Genomic DNA, 20,125 nt, shown 5'->3' with positions numbered 1-20,125 from the left:
CATTCCTTTTTTGACAGCTTAACTGAATTTATTAAATAAAAATTCAATACTATGCCGCGGAAAGAATCAAATGATGTGGAGAAGTTGATATCATTGCTGGAATATATGGCTAATGGTATTAACCAAAACGAACGCAGAACGGAAGACGTATACAGTCTGGGCTTACTGCAGCCGCTTATGCAAGGATATCCATATTTGGGGTTTACAGGTTTTTCCATGCGGCCTTATTGTATTAACCATATAATAAACGATATTATTATTAATGGCCGGCAATGTATCATAGAGTTCGGTGCAGGTATATCTACTATATTGATCTCGCGGCTTATTAAAAAGAATGGCCTGAATACGACCGTCATTTCTGTTGACCACGAAGACGCCTGGGCGAAACTGATAAACGAACAACTTAAAAATGAGCAATTGTGCGAGGTTGCCACCGTTATTTCCATACCATTAAGACCCTGCGATCTCGCTTTGGACGGAAGTTTATGGTATGCTGTTGATCTTTTGAACCTTGCACTGAAAGACCGGCAATTCGATATGGCGATCATTGACGGACCTCCCGCCTGGGAGCCATCAAAAGAAAGGGCGAGATACCCCGCTCTCCCTTATTTGATCGATAGATTACAATCCAGATCATCGGTATATCTGGATGATGTGAACCGCAAGGGAGAACAGGATATCATTGAACGCTGGAAAAAGGAATTCGGGCTGGCGTTCAATATTGCCGGTTCAAGCCTCGCCTGGTGTACGCTTGGTCAGGCATTTCATACGGCGCCCATAAGAAGCCATTATTGAGGATCCCTTTTATACGGCTGCCTTGAAAAAAACATCACTTCATACCAGTTGTCGATTAGCCCCGGATTCAGCAAACATAATTCCACTATCGCCAGTGTTCCATAACCATTTAACAGGGCCGGAGGCAGCTCCAGAAAAGAAAGATGGGTGAGCAGATCTTCAATCACAATGCGGTATTGCTGTGCCGGATGATAAAAATTGAGCAGGCTGAACAAGACCAGTTTCTGGAATTGTTGTTCAGTGGTGAGGCCTGAGTTATCATCAGCAAATGGAATGATACGTGCTATGTAATCTGCAGCCTGCGATTCCCAGAATTTATTGTTATTCAACCGGGCCGCGATCAAATAGCTGGTGGCCACATAAAGCAGGTCAAGCCATTCATCCGGTTGCCGGGCAGCTCTTTCATCATTCATCACTGATCCCGATAAAATATATTCCGCGTAATTTATAGCGTCATACATGAGTTTTCCGGTGACGGGGGAATTTACCTGCACTTTAATTCCTGAAATGATATAAAGTATTTCAGCAAGATTACAAAGGTGCATGCGCCTGTTGTTGGCGTTTGAATCCTGCTGGTCTGGAATCGTCAGCGCATCCGCGGTTTTTTCCGCCAGATCGTCGAGTGACAAGATCAGGCATTCCAGGTGGCCGATGGTTTTATACCGGTTGGTCGCGGCGTTCCTGCTTTGTGCTCTTTGTATAAAATAAGCGATCTTTCCCAGGGTTCCATGCGATAAGGATGGGTTCTCGTCCCGGCTGTAACAAACTGCATTATAAAGCATGCTGTCAATAGGCTCCAGCACTTCATCTGTATTGATATCTTCCATCAATTCATTTTGTGCCAGCCATTCTATGGCCCAGCCTACCCCGGTGAGGCCATTGGCAAAACTGAGGTCACCGCCCGGTACGCCGGTCTCACTTACCGAGTCTAATAGTTGCAATCCTTTTTCGGCAAATGAGGCATCAGCGCTGTGCCTGGCCAATAAATAGTAAACAATAGCCATGCCTGTATGGCCATTCCATAAACCAGTATCGGTAATACCATCCGGCTCTTTGTTGGCTTCTCTTATAAAGTTCTCTGTGTTTTTTAATAATTCGATTGTTGTGAGCATCGTTGTATTATTTTAAGTTACACCATTCCCAGGTATCAATATAAGTTTCCAGCTGTTGTTTGTTCATATCGCTGATCCTGAAATACTCTTCCATAAAATGCACATAATAGTCACTGTTGGGATAACCGGAGTTAATGTTGCGCGCATGCGGCAAATGAAATAAAGGTCCTTGTATCCGTTTCACCTTGTAACCAAGATTTTTCATTCGTTTAGGCCGTTCAATATCTTCGGGCCCCCAACTGGTAAAATGTTCATTCTCCATTCCCGCTGCGATATATGCTGTACGATTGAGAAATGCAGCACCGCCATAAGACCGCCGGGATACAAGATGAAATTTTTTAAGATTCAAACTAAGCAATTCCGGATCGAGTATTTTCTCCATCATACTCTTGAATATATTGGTAATGCCCACAAAATCTCCATCATAAGGAGAGACCATGGCGGCTGATCCCTGCCTGATCAATTGAACACTCTGCACGATCTGATCGATCGGGAATACCACGTCGGTATCGTAGATGGCGATTATCTCCGTGCTGGCATTTTTAATAAGAATATTATTCACCTTGGTTCTGTGAAGAAATACATCGCTGTCTTCAATAAATATACATTTACAGCATGCCGGCAACTGTGAAACATCAATTTTTGAACCGGTATCTGATTCTCCTATAAGGATATTCGTTTTAAAGTATTTATTGAGGCAGGCCGTTACAATATAAAGGTTCTTTAGCCTGCTTTCACCGTCAATGCGAACCGGTATCAGGAAGGTGACATCGCGCAGGTCGATCCGGTCTTCGTCTAATTTTTGTCTGTATTCTTTAATAAGTTTTACGAGGTGGAAACTGGCTGTTTTTGAATAATCTATCGTTTCCAGCTCCTGGTCATAATAAGGAACGAAATGCCGGTAATTGATCTTCCTGAACAAGGGGCCGGGACTGTTTACCGCTTCCCCTGAATAGTGTAATATTTTAGTTGTGGCCCATTCTTCAACGGGGCTTTTCGCAATCAGGAAATTCAGGTCGGGGTGAATACGGCATTGCACTCCCTGTAACAAAGCGTTCCAGAATACAACCCACATGTCGGCGCACCAGCTTTGAACGCCTATAAAGGTCGCCTGGGGTTTTCCAAACTTTCTGTAAAAAAGTTCCGCCTGCCGGTGATTGTGGTCTTCCATCAAGGTATACAGGGCTTCACAATCGCGTTCTACCTTGTTCCAGAAGGCCACTGTTGTTCTCTTTAAAAGATACTGGGCGCCGCCGCAGTTGACATCATTTTGCACAACCACTTCCGGGTCGATGCCCACAACGGCACACATCGCTTTAAAGGTCACTTCTCCGCCATTCTGAATAATAAACTCACTGCCGGTATAAGCCCTGGTGTCGGAGAGGTACCATACTTCATCCCTTACCATTTCTTCAAAATCGGGCAACTCGCGGAATATGATATCCGCATCGTGATAGAATATAGCTTCCTGTTCAATGTGTGGATTTGCCTGCAGGTGTTTTTGAATAATATGTGGCCGGATAGAAGACAGGTAGTTGTTTTGTTTTCTTGTATCGGCGTAAGTAAAAAAGCAGGCTTTATCGCTGTTCTGTGCTATCAGGTCCTGAAAATAATGTTGCAGCCCTTTTTTAGGATCGTAGCCGATCAGCACATGAATATTTTCCGCAGGTATGCCTAACTGGTTAAAATTATACAATTGTAATTCCAGTTGCCAGGTAAAATAATAATCATCTGGTTGAGCTGAAAGAAAGATCATAATACCTATTTTGAATTTTTACAGTTGAAACCGGTCTACCAGCATGGATAGAAAGGTTCTTTCTTTAATAATGATTTCGAGGTTCCCGATCATTCCTTTTTTGGTGTTTATAGCTGTGCGATCACATTTAACATACAGTACCGGTGCATTGTATTGGGTATGGTCAATACGGCAGATCTTACCATTCATGTGTTCTTTATCATTAAACTTCAGGTTGTTTACAGCTATCTTTGCTGCCTGATCGGGTTTTACTTCTTTTGAAATGCTGTTGTTCAATGCAAGCACCAGCACAACAGAATCATTTTCATGGCCGGCTGTTTCGATGCCGGCAATTTGGAAATGGGTTGTTTCCCGCATATACAGCGGAAACCTGTTAAGCAGGTAAAATGCTACAAGCAGGATGAAAAGCATTACCCTGTTGCCGTATGCAATAAATGAATGCGGTGGTTTACACATTATTTCCTGCACCTCATTATTCCTGATCTCGTATTTATTGTCTGGCATGTTCTTTTATCCTCCCAATTCAAGTTGGTTTTTTACCAGTTCAAAATATCTTCCTTTTAATCGTGTGAGCGATTCATGATTGCCCTGCTCTGCTATTTTCCCGTTTTTCAGCACAATGATCTGGTCTGCATTTTTTACGGTGCTCAGCCTGTGTGCAATGATCAAAACGGTTCGTCCTTTGAAAAAGTCATTCAGGTTATCGATGATGATGCGCTCATTGTTAGCATCCAGGCTGCTGGTAGCTTCGTCGAAAAAAAGATAGTTTGGGTTTTTGTAAATGGCGCGCGCAATCAGGATCCGTTGCTTTTGCCCGCCGCTTAATCCAATTCCTGATGGGCCGATCTTGGTCGTATAGCCCAGTGGCAGCTTTTCTATAAATTCCTTTATATTGGCAGTGACCACTGCATTATCCATTTTCTGAGGATCGATCTCTTTTCCGTCCATTGCAATATTTCTGGCAATGGTGTCGGAAAAGATATATCCATCCTGCATGACCGAACCGGTTTCCCTGCGCCATAATCGGGGTGAAATGGTGCGCAGTTCCCTGTCGCCGATAAGTATTTCACCGGCAACCGGGTTGTAAAAGCCCAGCAGCAATTTCATTAGTGTGGTTTTTCCGCTACCGCTGGCCCCTACGATGGCAGTCACCTTACCTCTTGGGATGGTCAACGATACATTATTCAGTACAAGGGGCGATTTAGGGCCTTCATACTGAAAGGAAACGTTTTTCAGGTGGATATCTTCGTGGCTGATCGTTTGATTCGGTTCAATGTTTTCGTTTTTCTCTTCCTCTTTTTTGTTATGGATCTCCTGCAGCCGGCTCATGCTCAGCCGGGCATCCTGTGCCGATTTTACAAACGATACCAATTGTTCTATGGGCCCGTTCGTTTGTCCAACGATATAAGAGATGCTTAACAGCACACCCAGGGTTATATGCCCGTTTATAGCTTCATTGGCGGCAATAAATGAAATGACGATATTTTTCAAAGTGGTGAAAAAAGTAAAGCCTGTTTGCTGGTATTGCTCGAGCGCGAGGCTTTTAATATTGAGCCTGAAGTACTTTAATTGCAATTGCTCCCATTCCCAGCGTTTGGGCGTTTCACTGCCATAGAGTTTTATTTCCTGCATGCCAGTGATCATTTCATATAACTTGTCCTGGTTTTCCCGGTTCCTGGCGAAACGTTTATAATCCAGTTGTTTTCTCCTTTTTTGAAAAAGCAGGATCCACATAACACCAACAGTGCTTAATACAATGAAGATCGAAAAGATGGTTACACTGTAAAAAGCAATGACGAATGTAAAAAAGACAATGTTTATGATCGAGAATACGGAATTGAGCACCGAACCGGTCAGAAAATTTTCAATGCGGTGATGATCATTAATACGCTGCGAGATATCGCCCACGGTTTTGCTATCAAAGAATTTGATGGGTAACCTGAGCAGTTTTATTAGAAAATCTGAAATAATGTTGAAACTGATCCGCGTATTCATATGTAATATCAGCCAGCTTCTGATGATGTCAATTACTGTTTTTCCGATGAACAAAAAGAGCTGTGAGAGAAGAACGAGAAAGACAACCGATTTGCTTTTGTTGTTCACTCCCTCATCGATCATCATTTGCATTAAAAAGGGAAAGGCCAGCGAAATGAGTGTGGTGATCATCATGCCGGTCAGCAACTGCACAATATATTTTTTAAATGGCAAAAGATACCGGAACAGGAACCAGGCGCCGGTGGTGTTTTCTTTAACTGTGTCCCTTATATAAAAATCCGGTGCAGGTTCCAATAATAACACGGTGCCCTTGCCGTCTGCAGTGGAGATCCAGGCCTTTAAAAAAGTTTCCTTATCAACTTTTACGATCCCGTGGGCGGGATCGGCAATGACAAAGCTTTTTTTTTTACTTTATGCAAAACGATAAAATGGTCCTGGTTCCAATGCAAAATACAGGGTAATGGACTATCATTTACCAGCCGGTCGAAAGATAAATACGCCATCATGGTCCTGAAGCCAAGGTTTTCGGCTGCATCGTTGATGCTTAAAAGGCTTACACCTTCGCGGGTCAGGAAACAAAGCTCGCGCAGGTATTGCAGTGAATAATCCTTGCCATAATATTTGGCGATCATCTTCAGGCAGGTAGGGCCACAATCAATGATATCATGCTGGGCATAAAAAGGGAATGTCCTCATCAGTATGCTGCTAAAGTTTCCAGAAATTTATTGATAACGATCTTGCGCTTTTTGGTTTCATCGAAGTCATTCACGCAATAATCCACACCTTCGTGTTCAACCGCCTGCTGGGTGCAGCCCCCGCCACAGATAGGCAGTATCGCGCATTCAAGACAGGGTTTGTTTTTAAACTTGCTGTTGAGTCTTTTTTCCAGTTTTTCATTCCAGTTAATGGTACCGTTGTCAGCCAGGAGGCCTTCACTGTTTTGGGTAGTGAAGTCGCGGGCGGTGCACTTGAATACCTCTCCATTGTAATTGATGGTCGCATGATTTCTGTGATCACCGTAGCAGGAATTCAAAACGGAATTCAGGGAGCCGCTTTCCACGGCAAAACCCTGTTGCCTGAAGTAAACCCTGGTTTCGTACAATTGATCGAAGAGATCCTCGTTTTCCTGCCATACAGCGTGGAAGTCGAAGGTCATAAATCGCCTTGCTTCTTCTTCTACATGAGAAAAATCGGCAGCTATGTCGTTTATACCGTTAAGCGTGTCTGCCGAGCAGTTGATCCTCACAACGACTGTTAAACCTGCACGGGCGAGTGAAACGATGTTTGCGGTGATCTGGTCATATGAGCCTCTTCCTTCTGAAATAAAACGTACTTTATTGTGCTTTTCGCGGTTGCCATCCAGGGTGATCTGGAAAAAATTAAGCCCATATTTTTTGGCGGTTTCGATGGTTTCATCGTTAATGAGCAACCCATTGGTCGTCATGGACGAAAAGAAGGTAATTCCCCGCTCGCTGGCAAGCGCAGACACCGCTTCGAGTATGGGTAAAACCACCTTTTTATAGTATAACAAAGGCTCTCCACCAAACCAGCCGATCGAGAACTGCTGCAGTTGCTTCTTTTGTTCAAATACATTGTTTACGTATTTGAGGGTATGATCGATCGTCTGCTGGTCCATTTTCGAATCTTTTATATGCGTTTCATAACAGTACCAGCATTTGAAGTTACAGTTCATGGTAGGGTTGATATGCAGTTCATACCGGGTTTCGTCATTATCAATTTTATACGAATACTCTTTTACCCGTTGAATTTCATCTAATGTTTCATCTACCAAAAACTCTTTTTCACAGAGAAAAGAATAAAATGCCGGATGCACTTCGCCCAGGTCATCGAAACTATTCTGTTTAAAACAGGCATCGTACATTTCGTACAGCATTGGTTCAAGTACGATATATTCAGACGTATAGCTGTTGAACCCTACTATTTTATCCTCGTGCGGGAAGAATATATTGAATTTACTCGCTTTCATTGTTATTAATTAAACTGGTGAGCAAACTAAAACTGGTTGAGCAGTTGATATAAATGAGGGCAGGGGGCGAACACAACCCTGCACAAGCAGATCATGTACCTGGTTATGCAACGCCCTGTTTTTCCTGCCAGCGATGGATAATGCAATCAACCGTGGAACTATCATCCATTCATTCATTTACCTGGCAATCTTTAAAAGAAGCAGGTCCCTGAGTTGACGCAAGTTGGGGTGCCCGTATTAGTGGTTCTGGTACAATCGCCCGAGTTCGTGCAATTGGACTTGTTCTCACTATCATAAGTTACATTGAATCCTCCTTTAATGGAAGCAAAACCACCCTGTAGCGTGCCATCCTTTTCTTGCAACTTGTCCATTTTCTCCAGCAGGATCTTGATTGTCTTTTTCATTTTTTAAAAGTTTAAATTTTAGCTTTTTTTACATGTAACAGAATCCTGAATTGGTACAGCCGAGGCCTGTATTGGTTTCTTTTCTGCAGTTACCTGTGTTAGTGCAGTGCATTGTATCATTAGTACTGCTAACTGCTGCATGAAAACCACCTTTGATGGATCCAAAACCGCCCTGCAGGGTGCCATCTTTTTGTTCCTGCAGTTTGTCCATTTTCTCCAGCAGGATCTTGATTGTCTTTTTCATGATTTACATTTTTAGTTAATAAATAATTGCTACATTAAACAGATCATACTGTTGCTACAGGAGTATACGTTGGTTGATTTTGAGCAGTCAAAGGTGTTTGAGCAACCGGCTGGCGTATCATTTACCCCAAAACTGGTTGCGCTAAAACCACCTTTAACAGATGCAAAACCGCCCTGTAACGAGCCATCGCTTTTTTCCTGTAGTTTGTCCATTTTCTCCAACAGGATCTTGATTGTTTTTTTCATTTTTTGAAATTTATGGTTAATGAAAGAAAAACGGTATTGGTTAGCCCGGTAAAAGGTGGGGATGATATAGCTACTACATTAAACAGGTATTGTAGTTCGTGCACGTAGGCGTACCGGTATTGGTCGATTTGGTGCAGTCTTTTGTATTGGAACAGCTTTGATTGGTACTATCTGAAAAGCTGAACCCACCTCTTATGGAGGCAAAACCGCCCTGTAATGTGCCATCATTCTTTTCCTGCAGCTTTTCCATTTCAGCTGCCAGGATCTTAATTGTTTTTTTCATTTTTTAATTTTTATTAGTGAAAGTATCGGGCAAAAAAGTACAGACCTGGCATGCGATGCCAGCGCGAGGTTACATAAAGCAGGATGTAATGAGTGCGCAGGAGAGCTATATAACGCACACACCGGGGTTACCGGGGCAGAAATTAGTGTACTGTGTACAATTACCTGTGTTGGAGCAGTACTCGTTTACGGTATTTGAATAATTGTACCCACCTTTAATAGAGGCAAATCCACCCTCTAGATGACCGTCTTTTTTCTCCTGCAGTTTGTTCATTTTTACTGTCAGGATCTTGATTGTCTTTTTCATATTGCTGGATGAAGGTTTGTGAAAGGCTGATTACATAAAACACTGTACATTGGTACAGGTAGGTGTACCGGTATTGGTAGATTTTGAGCAGTCTTTTACGTTTGTACAACTTTGGTTGGTGCTGTCATTAAAGTTAAGGCCGCCCCTGATGGAGGAAAACCCGCCCTGAAGCGTTCCATCTTTACTTTCCTGCAGCTTGTCCATCTTTTCGAGAAGGATCTTGATCGTTTTTTTCATTTTTTAAATGTTTATGGTTATTGAATAAGGAATCATAGCACATTTTTTACATTCGATGTTAAGGGCTGCCGTCTAATACATTTGCCATGGCTATGTAATTGTTTAAAACCATCAGCATTTTTTTATCGGCATACGGGCTATTCATAAAGTAAAGAATATCGCTATCCTGGAGCTCACGGTAGCCCGTCAATCCACCAAGCAATGAAAGGAACTTATTGATGCCCGTATATTTTAAATCGTTAGAAATGCTGCTGAAATCCAGGTCAATCAGCGGTGTTATAAGCGTTATAGTTGCTTTCTCAACCTGGCCGGCATCTTCTTTTGAGCTTGACAGGATCCTGTTGCAGGCATCGGTCAGCACTTCCACCATCATTCCATATTGTGTGATCTCGAGCAGCTCATTTTCCGGAACGTCATTGATGAACTGTTGGCTATGGAAAGCGCCCGATTTATGATACATATCGATTACACTTTCTGTACATAATGAAATGGCCTTTTCTACTTTATGCTGCGCAAAGTAGATCCTGCTGAGATTAAGCCTTTGTTGGATGTCGACAAAGAACATGATTTGATGGCCATTTTCATAAAGCCTATTAACTGATTTGCTTATCTGCTTTGTTAAGCTGGCTCCTGCTTCGTAATTTTTACTTTTATAATGGTAGTAACAGAGCCGCTGGCCATAAAATGCCATTACCCAGTCGAGTAATGAAGGGGCGAGTGTGCTGCTGATGCTGTTGCATGCTGAGTATGCAAAAACAGCTTCCTCCAGTCTATTTTGTTTGGCCAGCTGAAAGCAGTGATCAAATGCTGTAACAGCCTCCACATATTGCGCCTGTTCTTCTTTTTGAAAAAGCGCATTTACCATTGCCGTTATATAAAAACCGCCAGGATCTTGCCGGTAGTTAAAGCTTGTTCCGCTGCTAGCCAGTTGCATGTTGAACACATTTATTAAAATGCTCTGTTATTGTTTGAGTCGCCCGAATGCGCCTCGCCTTTTTTTAGTTTTGAATTGCCAAATGTATACCGGGCCGAAATGTAAAACCTCCTGCTGTCATTGTTCACCATATTCGTGGTCACTATGTTGTTTACCGTGCTGCTGAACGGCAGGTTCAATGTTTTGAATATATCCGATATCCGGAAGCTTAGCTGCAATTTATTGTTCAGCAGTAAGTATTTGCCAGACACATCGAGATAATACCAGCTTTTGAATTTGTTGATACCAATGATCTCCGGAAACTGATAATAGAAATTGAGGCCGCCGATGATCGTTCTTGCTTTATTGAAAAAAATGCTATTGTCACTTCGAATGCTGCCTGCCCATCCGGCAATGGTAGGGGTTAAGCTGGATCTGGAAATAGATTTATTCCAGTACACATCCACCTCATTCATGCTCTGCAGCCACTTTATCTTATTAAACGTGTAATAGGTGCTAACGACAAAAGACCTGGTCGATAAAAAGTTTGATGGTCTGGTGATCGTAATATTGGTTGCGGAATCTACTTCTCCGATCCTGCCCACCTGTTCATTGCTAAAGCTGTATTGGGCAGATAAGTCAAGATCTCCAATGGTTTGATTCAGCTCAAAATTGTTGGAGATGGAAGGCAGCAAATAGGGATTCCCCTCAGAATACATGTATTGGGAAGAATATTGGGGGTAAGGATTAAAACTGTTAAAACCCGGCCGGTTTATTCTTCGGCCATAGTTGGCAGATATGGAATATTTATCACTTACCCGGTGCGACAAATAAGCCGTTGGAAACAGCTCGAAATAGGTATTTTTATTGATACTGTCATGCCCCAGATAAGAGGCTTCACCGCGGGTTTGCGTATTCTCTGCTCTTAAACCGGTCTGGAAAGACCATTTTTTACCAAGATCCCTTTTGTAATTTATGAATAGCGCCTGCGTATTCTCCGTAAAGGAGAAAGCATTGGACGTGTTCAGCTCTTCAACGTTCCTGCCAATATTATTAATGATCAGGCTTACATCGTTGCTGCTTTTTATAAAGTTTATTTTTCCGCCAATATTTACTTCGTATTTTTTGGTCGGCAGCGTGGCAACCGCATTTAAGGAGTAGATAGTGGACGCCAGGGTATTATTGGAAAAGGTTTCCGATGTTCTGTCGGGCATAGCAACACCATCGGCTCCTGTCATTGTGCTCTTTATTTTATTGGGAAAATCAAATCCATTGGAGAACCAGTCGGCATCAACTACCAGTTTCTTTTTGCGAACTGTGTCGAAGTATTTTACATAATGAATATTGGAAGATTTGGAACGGTAGGCGATCTTGTTTTTGTTCTGTTGTTCTGAAATGGAATCAGTTTTCTTTGTTTTGTTATTGGTAAAGACCGTACGGATATTATTGGTTTGGTAAGGGAAGGAATAAAAGATATTAAATGAAATGCCCAGTGAGGCCGTCTTTGTGAGGTCTGCATCAAAACCGAGCTGGCCGCCCGCAAACTGCGATTCTTCTTTCTCTTTCATTTTTGCATCCTGTGTTCGATCGGGATACAGGATAGTGGTGGTAAATGCCGGATTTTGATAACCCCTCGCAGCATTTATACTGCCATAATACCTGATATTTTTTTTATTGTAATTTATATTGAGGTTGGGATTGACTCTTGGCGATGGTGGTGTGGTGAGGTTGAGATTCACTGTTCCTGTGTATCCCGGCTCCCTTTTCTTTTTAAGTACTATATTCACCAGGCCGCTACTCCCCTCTGCGCTATACATCGCTGGCGGGTTCGAGATCACTTCAATGCTCTCAACAGATTCGGCGGGTATCGATTTTAGATAGGCGGCCAGCGATTCAGACGGCATTTGTAAGATCTTATCGTTTATCATTACCCGTACCGATCCTTTGCCGATCATGGAGATGGCGTCTTTGTCTACTCTTATCTGCGGTGTTTTGCCCAGCAGTTCCAACGCATCGGTACCAACGACATTTACATTGTTTGCCACGTTAAAGATCAGGCGGTCGGCTTTTCTTTCTATCAGCGGTTTTCGGGCAGTGAGTGTTACCTCCTTTAACTGGCCTGGTAAAGGAGTCAGGGCAATGGTCTTAAGCAGGGTGTCATGTGTAAGAAAGACAGACATAGTTGCTTTTTGATAATTGATGAACGAAAACTCGATGCTATAGTTACCGCCGGCCAGATCGGTTATTGAGTAAATGCCCAGGCTGTCTGTTATAGCTGTTCTGTAAACAACGGTATCTTTTTTAATAACAATGGTGGCATAGGGTAAGGCCTTTTCACTGTTTTTATCTATTATTTTCCCCTTTATTGTTTGTGTATACACTTCCGTAAAAAAAAGTGTAGAAATAAGGAGGATCGCAATTCTCATAGCAACATTAATTAATTGAATATTTACAGTGACGGGCAGTCGACTTACCCGGTGTTTGGGTATCGGTTATCACTTTCCTTTCTGGCCCTATATGGAAGATAACTAAAGTCCGGGGAAACACATTAGCAAAACAGAATATTTGTTATCTGTACGCTTATGTGGCAAAAGAGAGTCTGTTCACTTAATTATCCTATCTGTAAATTATGGTAAAATCTTTATTTTTATATTGTGGGAAACCACAATAATTAAACCTTATTTGAATGATGCTTGCCAAAAAGTATTTAATTCCCGTTGCTATTTCCGATGACCATGCCATGGTTCGACAGGCTTTAAAATGCGCTTTTCTTTACCAGGGAAAGATCAAGATAGTGGTTGAAGCCTCCAGCTATTCCGAATTACTTCAAAAGCTTGCTGTTTCTAAAGTAAAGATCATTATAATGGATCTGGTCCTGCCCGATCTGAACAGCACTGTAGAGGCAATTCGTCAAATTCAACAGCTCATACCTGATTCAAAAATACTCATATTGACCATGCACAATGACGATCGCATTAAAAGAGAGTTATTGGCCGTCGGTGTATTTGCATTTATCCATAAGGGTGATGAGTTTGAGCTGCTTATTGATCAGATCTTGATGGCTTCGAGAGCTATTACGTCTCTGGAATGCCGTTCGGGCAAAGACATTGACGATAGTGATAGAAAACCGAAACAGGGATCTGAGGATGCTTTGTTTTCTCAAAGGGAAAAATTGATCCTGAAGCTGATCGCTGATGGGTATACTAATATGGAGATCTCCAGGATCGTATTTCTCAGTGTACGTTCTATTGAACAGATCAGGCATAAAATGAAAGAACGCGCCAATGTGACAAACACCGCCAGCCTGATAGATTTTGCCATCAGAAATGATTTGATACAGTAAGGAATAAAATAGCCATATGAAACTTTTCTATTTAATACTTGCCCATAAAAATCTGCCGCAGGTAAACCGGATGATCAATGCTTTAAGGCATGAGCAGGCTGAATTTTTTATCCATTTTGATGCACGCATACCCCTGGAAGAGATCCGGAGATATCCCTTTTTCAATACACCCGGAATAACTGTCATGCGAAACCGTCACAAGATTAACTGGGGTGGCTATAATATGGTACGGGCAACCCTTGGGCTGATACGCGCCGCCTGCAGGAAAAAGGAAGCCGGTTATCTTATTTTACTAAGTGGCCAGGATTTTCCGATCAAGTCACCAGCATACATTTATGACTTTCTGAAGGAGAACAACGGACGCGAATACCTGGAGTATTTTGCCCTGCCCAACGATAACTGGGGATTGAATAATGGTCTCGACAGGATCCAATATCTATGGTTTGTTGATACCATCGACATCGAAAGCTGTTACAAACTCTACGAGATGCAGAAGTATAATGGAATGCAAAGGCTTTATTTTCGCGAAGTGCCACCCTACGGCGGTTCACAATGGTGGTGTATTACTACTGAATGTGCTGACTATGTGTTGCGGTTTTTGCGAAACAATCCGGTGTATGAAGCGTATTTTCAATATTGCTTTATTCCGGATGAAACTTTTTTCAATACGATCATACTGAATTCGCCCTTCAAAGAGCACACAATAAATAACAACCTGAAGCATATCGAGTGGGTGGGGGGAGGTGCGCATCCGCGTACCTTCACCATGAATGAGTGGGATGACCTGGTGCAATCTGACAGGTTATGGGCCAGAAAATTCGTGGACGAAGGCAATTCACCGGTGCTAGACCGGCTGGAAGCACATATCAAACAGGTAAGTACTGCTGCGAACGGCCATGCAAAATAGTATACCATTAGTCTTTTACAGGATGATATAATTTACCGGCATATTCAAGCCGGTTTATGAAAGGCCTGTATCGCATGGTGCCGGTGTTTATAGAACCACTCTGGTCCGGATCATCATCCAGGTAAAATTTATTCTGCTGACCTTGCGGTACAAATTGCCCTGTACCGCCGAAATCTGCTATCTGGTATCCTTCCAGTGAAAGGATGGTCGGCAACAGTACCTCATGATGTCCGCGCCATTTATCGACGCTTAAAATAAAATCAATACAACTTAATGCAGCATATGAGATGCGGTAAAGAGGATTGAATGACCTGATACGCAGGTTATGCGGTATCCTGGTATTGAAGTGAAACAAGGTATCCCACCAGTACCAGGATGGCTCTTCCTTGAAGGTCCTTAGGTGTGAACTGATAAAATCAGGCGGTTCAGGTTGCAAGGTGAAATAATTAAAAAGGTCTTGCCAGGGACCATTGAAACGAACATCGTCCTCGATAAACCAGTAAAAATCATATACCGGGTTTTTCCGATAAAAATCCAGCAGCGGAAAATGATTATTACCTGGTATCAGTTTATGGGATATAGGGATATAATGCAGATCGGTGAGAAGATTGTCAGAAAAACAGCTGGTGTTGATACCGTTGAGCGCTTCCGGAAGAACAGCTGTTGTTTGATGATATAACAGGAACAGGTCACCCAGCGCCTTTGTAGCCTGTTTTAGCTGTTGATAAAGTGTGGTAATTGGAGATGAGCATTTGTTGCTAAGTAACAGGAATGCTTGTTTCATTTTGGAAAAGGTTTATCGATGAGCATAGCTGATCATTCAGTTTTTTACAGTTTCAGCTTGCGCGCTTTTTTTAATGTAATATTCCAGCCTGGTGACCAGCGAAACGCTTAAGCCAAGCTGTTTTATGACCGAATATAAAGTGCTGCGGCAGAAGGCCGGCAATCGATGTTCCGGAATGCTTCGCAAGATCATTTCATAGCCGGCTAACCATGGCGGTAACCAAGAAGGCAGCACGGCAAATTGATTGCCTTCCAGGTGGCTTTTTATCTCATGCAAAAATTCGCAGTTGGCAATATATTCTTCTTCCAACTGGCTTGCACATAGGAAGCGGTCATCTATAAAGATGGCTGTACCTGCAAAGGACGATAAAATGGTCTTGGCAGCCTTTTTGTCTTTCAGGAGCGCGAACTGCAGGTAAAGGGCCACGGTTAATAATGTTTCATCATTCACAGGTTCGGTGCAGAAGGCTTTTATCATCAAATCTGATAACAATACCCGGATCATCAGCATCTCCCTGTTACCGGCAGGTGTTTGGCCATGCCTGCCCGGGATGATCTGCAGCGGAAAGTTGTTTGCAAAAAAAGCTTGCAATTCTGCTAGGAGCAGAGGGCTTTGGCCGGCAGTTGCCTGTACAAAAAGCCGGATATTGCTGCCATACAACTGACTAAATTTAATTATGCGCATGGCCATTAACGGCTTGATGGCGCCTGAATTCAAAAAGCCATCCAGCACGTCGAGGAAACGTGGCCATTCTTGCTGTGGGGAGAAGAAGGAAAAAGCCAACCAATCGTTTTCAGGCAGCATAGTGAATGAATGTAAGGTAAATTTTTTTTACTACTGTCTGGTACATGCCTGCCTTCGTCTTTCAGTCTGCTGAATGAAAAAGGGCTTCAATCACTTGAAGCCCTTGCTGACCTGGGTGTCCCCGCAGAGACTCGAACTCTGGACCCATTGATTAAGAGTCAATTGCTCTACCAACTGAGCTACGGAGACGAAAAACCTTTATGCCTTATTGTCGCATACAGGAGTGCAAAAATAAGGGGTTAATTCATTCCTGCCAAGATTCGCGGTCTTAAAATATGAAATATTGCAACTGCAACACGCTGGTTTGCAGAATGTAATTCCATTCATTCCTGCCAGGGATATGCACCTGCGATGGAGGCCGGCAGCAAGAGAGGCGGCGAAGGCTGCGTTATTATGCAAGCAAGATAACTCTGTTTTTAAGGTGAAGGCAGAAGCTTTGAACTTATCTTTTCACGATACCTTTTCTAATAGATATATATTAAGGGTAAGTAGGTAACGTCGAATTATAAGTTAATAGAAAGTTATTAAGCTGCCCTTGAAAGAAACGGATTTTAACACGCTGAATAAGCAGATAAGTGTTGATATGTTAGTGATAGCTGCCCCGGCGTTTCCGTCGGGGGCAGCTTGCGTTATAAAATGTTTGTTTGATATCTATCAAAAAAACAGAAAAATGATATTATTTATTTTAACAATGCGTTGTTCTGATCATTTTCTAATTTACCTTCGGGATCGAATCAGCATTCATCTTTATCAGGCAGTTTAATTCTTCACTGCATAATTCGCCCCCTCGTTAATCCTCCGTTTACTTCTTAGTTGTATCCGGCAAACCATTCTTTCACAGTCCGTGCCAGAATTTAATGGCTATCTTTTATGTAAGTGCACTACACTAATTATTCCAATCTCCAGCTCGATGTAGGCTTTATCAAGCCGCACGCTTATTTAAGGTTGTCTCAACTTTTTCTCCGGTTCGCAATAGCTATTCGTGTACAAAAAAGCATGAAGGGCTAAACGGTATCGGCTTGTCTGTAAAACTTGAGATCATGATAAACTATACATATGAATTAGAACGATGCAATGATCATTTTGGATCTGCTTTTCCCAATGTCTTATTCACTATAATACCTCGTTTTTATAAATCGTTCAATAAGTGCCATTGCAGCCTGCAATTGCATATGTTGAAGATCCACTGTGCCCGGGCGCCATGCGCTACATTCCTCGTATAACGGGATTCTTCATGACCATGCTTTGCTGTTTCCCCGAAGCAGCAACCGGGTAACCCATGCCATTATTTTAAAGCATTTTCTTAATCCTCAATTATTTTTTATGAGAATAGTAACCCTGCCATATCAGCGTGGAAGGGGTAGTTATTTGAAAATACTATCCTTTTTTCTGTTAAGTCTATTTCTTATCCCAACAAAAATATTCAGTCAATCGGGTAATATTGACCAGATACGAAACGGGCCCGCGAGTGCCCCGAGCAAAAATTTCTGGGACAGCTTTGCTAATCCAATGCATGTAAACGGTAATGCCGGCGAATCGAATGCACACTATGTAGAAGGGCATTCTATCTCTTACAGAAGCCTTATAACAGGTGTTACCGTCAATCAGCAATATGAATACACCATAGAATATGACACCAAACACAGCGGAAGAATGGCAATTGATTATCTCACGCAATTTCAACGCCTGCTGCCACACCAGCAGTTTGGCCATGCGGCCGAAGTGATCAATCCAAGGATCCTGGAAAGTGGCAGCAATGAGTTTTTATTGCGTTTGGTTGATTCCAATACATTCCCTATTCCGGCGCCACAACAGGACAGTACTCCGGTAACTGGGCAACCCCAAACAAGTTTCAACGCATTAACAGCCAATGAAAGATTATTTACAATTTACAATGGAGTTATCACCAGTATCCAATACGTTAGAGAAGAACCCCTTACCACTTCTGCAACTGAGGCGAAGACTTCGGTAAGGATCAGGTTCACAGCCCATGACGATTCTGTATTACTGGCCTGGGGCGGGCATATCGCCAGCCAGCTTGACTGGGGATTTTTAAACCCCACCACGCCTCGATCGGCGGCCGGTATCAGTGGATCGCCCTATCATATGCGGCAGCTTTCCATGCGAACTTTCCCTGGTTTGGTAAACATCTCAGGTGTAGGTAACCAGGACAGGTCATTATCTGCCAAAGCGGTAATAGCCCCGCCAACCTGCGGTATCAGTGCGGCCCAGTTAGCTTGCCCCGAAACAGATACGCTCACATTCAGGTATCAAAACGGCGCAACTACCGGCATTACTTTCCAGTGGTCGATCACAGGTACCAATACAGCAGGAGCACAGATAGCAGTTGGTGGCACCGATAGCGTTGTAAAGATCGTTCCAACAGGAACCGACTTTGTAGCAGGAGGTACATTTGACCTGAAACTGAAAGTAACCAGGAATGGTATATCCGATTCGTGTACACGATCACCGGCGGCTACCATTCAGAATGTACAGGTAACAGCTTCGGCCAGCCCAACCACTATTAATCTGGCTTCAGGCAATACCTCGCAGCTAACGGCAACGGCTACGCCGTCACCGAATACCTTGTACACTTTCTCATGGACACAAAGTCCGGCTACAGGTGGTTCACTAAGTGCTACGAATATCTCTAATCCGGTATTCACGGCAACCGCGCAGGATACTTACCGCTTCATCGTTACAGCCACCCAGATCGCAGCGCCGAATTGCGTGGCGAAAGATACAGTAGACATCATTGTAATAAATCCGCCTGCTCCATGCGGTATCAGCGGACCAGATCCGGTTTGTCCGAACACGACGAATACCTACAAGTATGATCCGGATAACAATGGTGTCGCCGACACAATTCCGGCTAATTTCACCTTAACCTGGAGCTTCTCCGGCAACAGCAACAATGCCACCTTCAATGGACCGTTAAATGATACAACCGTGTCGGTAACTGCCGGTGCAGATTGTGAGACCAGCTACAGGTTGAAGATCTTGCTTGTTTCCACATCAGGATTGTTAAGGGATAGCTGCTTCAAGACAGTAAATGTAAACGTGAATGCCCACCTCGTGCAGGTGTGCCCGGGAGATACAACGCTGGCATGTGGTGCATCTACAGATCCTGAAACCAGTACCGGAACGCCAGCAGTACAGGATAATGGTTGCGGTATTAAGGTTTATTACACCGATGTGATCACCAGGACCTGGATCTCCGTAGACGCTTGCGGAAACAGGGATACCTGCACACAAATCATCAGGGTGGATTCCTGTATAACCACCAATACGATCCCGAACGGTTCGGCAAGGATGATCACGAGCAGCAATACGGCGCCTGCAACACAAGGCACTGTAAAAGCTGGTGGTTCCGGTCAAATTAAGAGCTCGGCCGGGAAGACACCAGCAATGAGTCCTAAGACCACTACCCTGAACACAGCTAATAAAGATCTGCAGATCCAGGCTTTCCCCAATCCTTTCAGTAATACAGTTAACTTTCGCTTTACTTCACCTGTAAGCGGCCGGGCTGTACTGGAAGTATACAACACACAGGGACAACGCGTGGCTATAGCGTTTGATGGAAGAGTAGATGCCGGTGCTGTTAAAACTGTACAATACAGTACGCGTTTAAATAACCAGGCACTAATTTATAAACTTAAGGTAGGAGATAAAACGGTAAGAGGCACCGTATTGGAACTGAAGAGGTAAACGTTCCCTGGGATTTTTTAAAATGAACCAGGGCTGCTTCATCAAAGGCAGCCCTGGTTTTTTATACAGTAAAGCGGCCTATAACGACATTACGTAGGTATAATAAGAGGCGGCAACCGGAAATAAATCATAGTCTATCCAGATATATCTGCTATCACCCCAGTTGGTGCACAGGCTGGTAACAGCACGATCAGTCATGCCATATACACTTGTAATGGCACTGTAATAAGGCATGCATCAGCGCCTTTACAAATGATAATGGAAGGAAGAGATTGCAGTAAATGGATCGGAAAAAAACACGC

At 43.1% G+C, this 20,125-nt stretch carries 20 protein-coding genes and 1 tRNA gene; 4 read left to right on the top strand and 17 right to left on the bottom strand.

From position 1 onward, the window contains the following. The first annotated feature begins 51 nt into the window (after nt 1-51). Nucleotides 52-795, top strand: coding sequence for a class I SAM-dependent methyltransferase (locus tag JT717_RS10975; protein WP_205510392.1), 744 nt, complete (start codon nt 52-54; stop codon nt 793-795). Here JT717_RS10975 and JT717_RS10970 read toward each other — a convergent pair. The 14 genes from JT717_RS10970 to JT717_RS10910 all read right to left on the bottom strand — a co-directional run bounded on the left by JT717_RS10970 (nt 789) and on the right by JT717_RS10910 (nt 12,703). Beyond that, complete coding sequence (locus JT717_RS10970) at nt 789-1,907, bottom strand: lanthionine synthetase LanC family protein (RefSeq protein WP_205510390.1); 1,119 nt, start codon at nt 1,905-1,907, stop codon at nt 789-791. The two genes, JT717_RS10975 and JT717_RS10970, sit on opposite strands and share 7 nt — an antisense overlap. 7 nt (nt 1,908-1,914) lie before the next feature. Continuing rightward, complete coding sequence (locus tag JT717_RS10965; protein WP_205510388.1) at nt 1,915-3,663, bottom strand: galactosyltransferase-related protein; 1,749 nt, start codon at nt 3,661-3,663, stop codon at nt 1,915-1,917. Between the two features lie 18 nt (nt 3,664-3,681). Further along, the gene (locus JT717_RS10960; RefSeq protein WP_205510386.1) at nt 3,682-4,167 is read right to left on the bottom strand and encodes a hypothetical protein; all 486 of its coding nucleotides are present in this window, start codon (nt 4,165-4,167) and stop codon (nt 3,682-3,684) included. Between the two features lie 6 nt (nt 4,168-4,173). After that, on the bottom strand, nt 4,174-5,952 hold the full coding sequence (locus JT717_RS10955; protein ID WP_240348007.1) for a peptidase domain-containing ABC transporter: 1,779 nt from the start codon (nt 5,950-5,952) through the stop codon (nt 4,174-4,176). A 68-nt stretch (nt 5,953-6,020) separates the two neighbouring features. Next, a complete protein-coding gene (locus JT717_RS28385) occupies nt 6,021-6,353 on the bottom strand; it encodes a cysteine peptidase family C39 domain-containing protein (RefSeq protein WP_240348005.1) in 333 nt (110 codons plus the stop codon). Next, complete coding sequence (locus JT717_RS10950; RefSeq protein WP_205510384.1) at nt 6,353-7,645, bottom strand: radical SAM/SPASM domain-containing protein; 1,293 nt, start codon at nt 7,643-7,645, stop codon at nt 6,353-6,355. The genes JT717_RS28385 and JT717_RS10950 overlap by 1 nt, the downstream gene beginning before the upstream one ends. Before the next feature lie 191 nt (nt 7,646-7,836). Further along, on the bottom strand, nt 7,837-8,049 hold the full coding sequence (locus tag JT717_RS10945) for a hypothetical protein (protein ID WP_205510376.1): 213 nt from the start codon (nt 8,047-8,049) through the stop codon (nt 7,837-7,839). Nucleotides 8,050-8,077: 28 nt separating this feature from the next. Continuing rightward, nucleotides 8,078-8,293 (bottom strand): hypothetical protein, encoded by a 216-nt coding sequence (locus JT717_RS10940; RefSeq protein ID WP_205510374.1) that lies wholly within the window; start codon nt 8,291-8,293, stop codon nt 8,078-8,080. A gap of 29 nt (nt 8,294-8,322) precedes the next feature. Then, complete coding sequence (locus tag JT717_RS10935) at nt 8,323-8,538, bottom strand: hypothetical protein (RefSeq protein WP_205510371.1); 216 nt, start codon at nt 8,536-8,538, stop codon at nt 8,323-8,325. Between the two features lie 73 nt (nt 8,539-8,611). Beyond that, entirely contained in the window at nt 8,612-8,821 is a 210-nt protein-coding gene (locus tag JT717_RS10930; RefSeq protein ID WP_205510369.1) for a hypothetical protein, read from the bottom strand. Nucleotides 8,822-8,926: 105 nt separating this feature from the next. After that, nucleotides 8,927-9,127: a hypothetical protein gene (locus tag JT717_RS10925; RefSeq protein ID WP_205510367.1), complete on the bottom strand. Its 201-nt coding sequence runs from the start codon at nt 9,125-9,127 to the stop codon at nt 8,927-8,929. Nucleotides 9,128-9,157: 30 nt separating this feature from the next. Then, entirely contained in the window at nt 9,158-9,364 is a 207-nt protein-coding gene (locus tag JT717_RS10920) for a hypothetical protein (RefSeq protein ID WP_205510365.1), read from the bottom strand. A 58-nt stretch (nt 9,365-9,422) separates the two neighbouring features. After that, nucleotides 9,423-10,298, bottom strand: a complete 876-nt coding sequence (locus JT717_RS10915) for a hypothetical protein (RefSeq protein ID WP_205510363.1) — start codon at nt 10,296-10,298, stop codon at nt 9,423-9,425. Between the two features lie 14 nt (nt 10,299-10,312). Then, nucleotides 10,313-12,703 carry an outer membrane beta-barrel family protein gene (locus tag JT717_RS10910; protein ID WP_205510361.1) on the bottom strand — a complete coding sequence of 797 codons (2,391 nt, stop codon included), beginning with the start codon at nt 12,701-12,703 and terminating at the stop codon, nt 10,313-10,315. Nucleotides 12,704-12,963: 260 nt separating this feature from the next. Between JT717_RS10910 and JT717_RS10905 the strand changes: the two genes are divergently transcribed. Both JT717_RS10905 and JT717_RS10900 read left to right on the top strand, forming a co-directional pair. Then, nucleotides 12,964-13,620: a response regulator transcription factor gene (locus JT717_RS10905; protein WP_205510359.1), complete on the top strand. Its 657-nt coding sequence runs from the start codon at nt 12,964-12,966 to the stop codon at nt 13,618-13,620. Between the two features lie 16 nt (nt 13,621-13,636). Then, the gene (locus tag JT717_RS10900) at nt 13,637-14,527 is read left to right on the top strand and encodes a beta-1,6-N-acetylglucosaminyltransferase (protein ID WP_205510357.1); all 891 of its coding nucleotides are present in this window, start codon (nt 13,637-13,639) and stop codon (nt 14,525-14,527) included. 7 nt (nt 14,528-14,534) lie between these two features. On the opposite strand, the gene JT717_RS10895 is transcribed toward JT717_RS10900, so the two are convergent. The 3 genes from JT717_RS10895 to JT717_RS10885 all read right to left on the bottom strand — a co-directional run bounded on the left by JT717_RS10895 (nt 14,535) and on the right by JT717_RS10885 (nt 16,304). Next, the gene (locus JT717_RS10895; protein WP_205510356.1) at nt 14,535-15,311 is read right to left on the bottom strand and encodes a hypothetical protein; all 777 of its coding nucleotides are present in this window, start codon (nt 15,309-15,311) and stop codon (nt 14,535-14,537) included. A 36-nt stretch (nt 15,312-15,347) separates the two neighbouring features. Then, nucleotides 15,348-16,115, bottom strand: coding sequence for a hypothetical protein (locus tag JT717_RS10890; RefSeq protein WP_205510354.1), 768 nt, complete (start codon nt 16,113-16,115; stop codon nt 15,348-15,350). A 116-nt stretch (nt 16,116-16,231) separates the two neighbouring features. Further along, nucleotides 16,232-16,304, bottom strand: a tRNA-Lys gene (locus JT717_RS10885). A 1,320-nt stretch (nt 16,305-17,624) separates the two neighbouring features. On the opposite strand from JT717_RS10885, the gene JT717_RS10880 reads away from it, so the two are divergent. After that, nucleotides 17,625-19,823, top strand: a complete 2,199-nt coding sequence (locus JT717_RS10880) for a T9SS type A sorting domain-containing protein (RefSeq protein WP_205510352.1) — start codon at nt 17,625-17,627, stop codon at nt 19,821-19,823. The last annotated feature ends 302 nt before the right edge of the window (nt 19,824-20,125 follow it).

It is taken from the genome of Longitalea arenae (assembly GCF_016924755.1).
Taxonomy (GTDB): domain Bacteria; phylum Bacteroidota; class Bacteroidia; order Chitinophagales; family Chitinophagaceae; genus Niastella; species Niastella arenae.
This window is presented reverse-complemented; position numbering and strand designations above follow the sequence as displayed.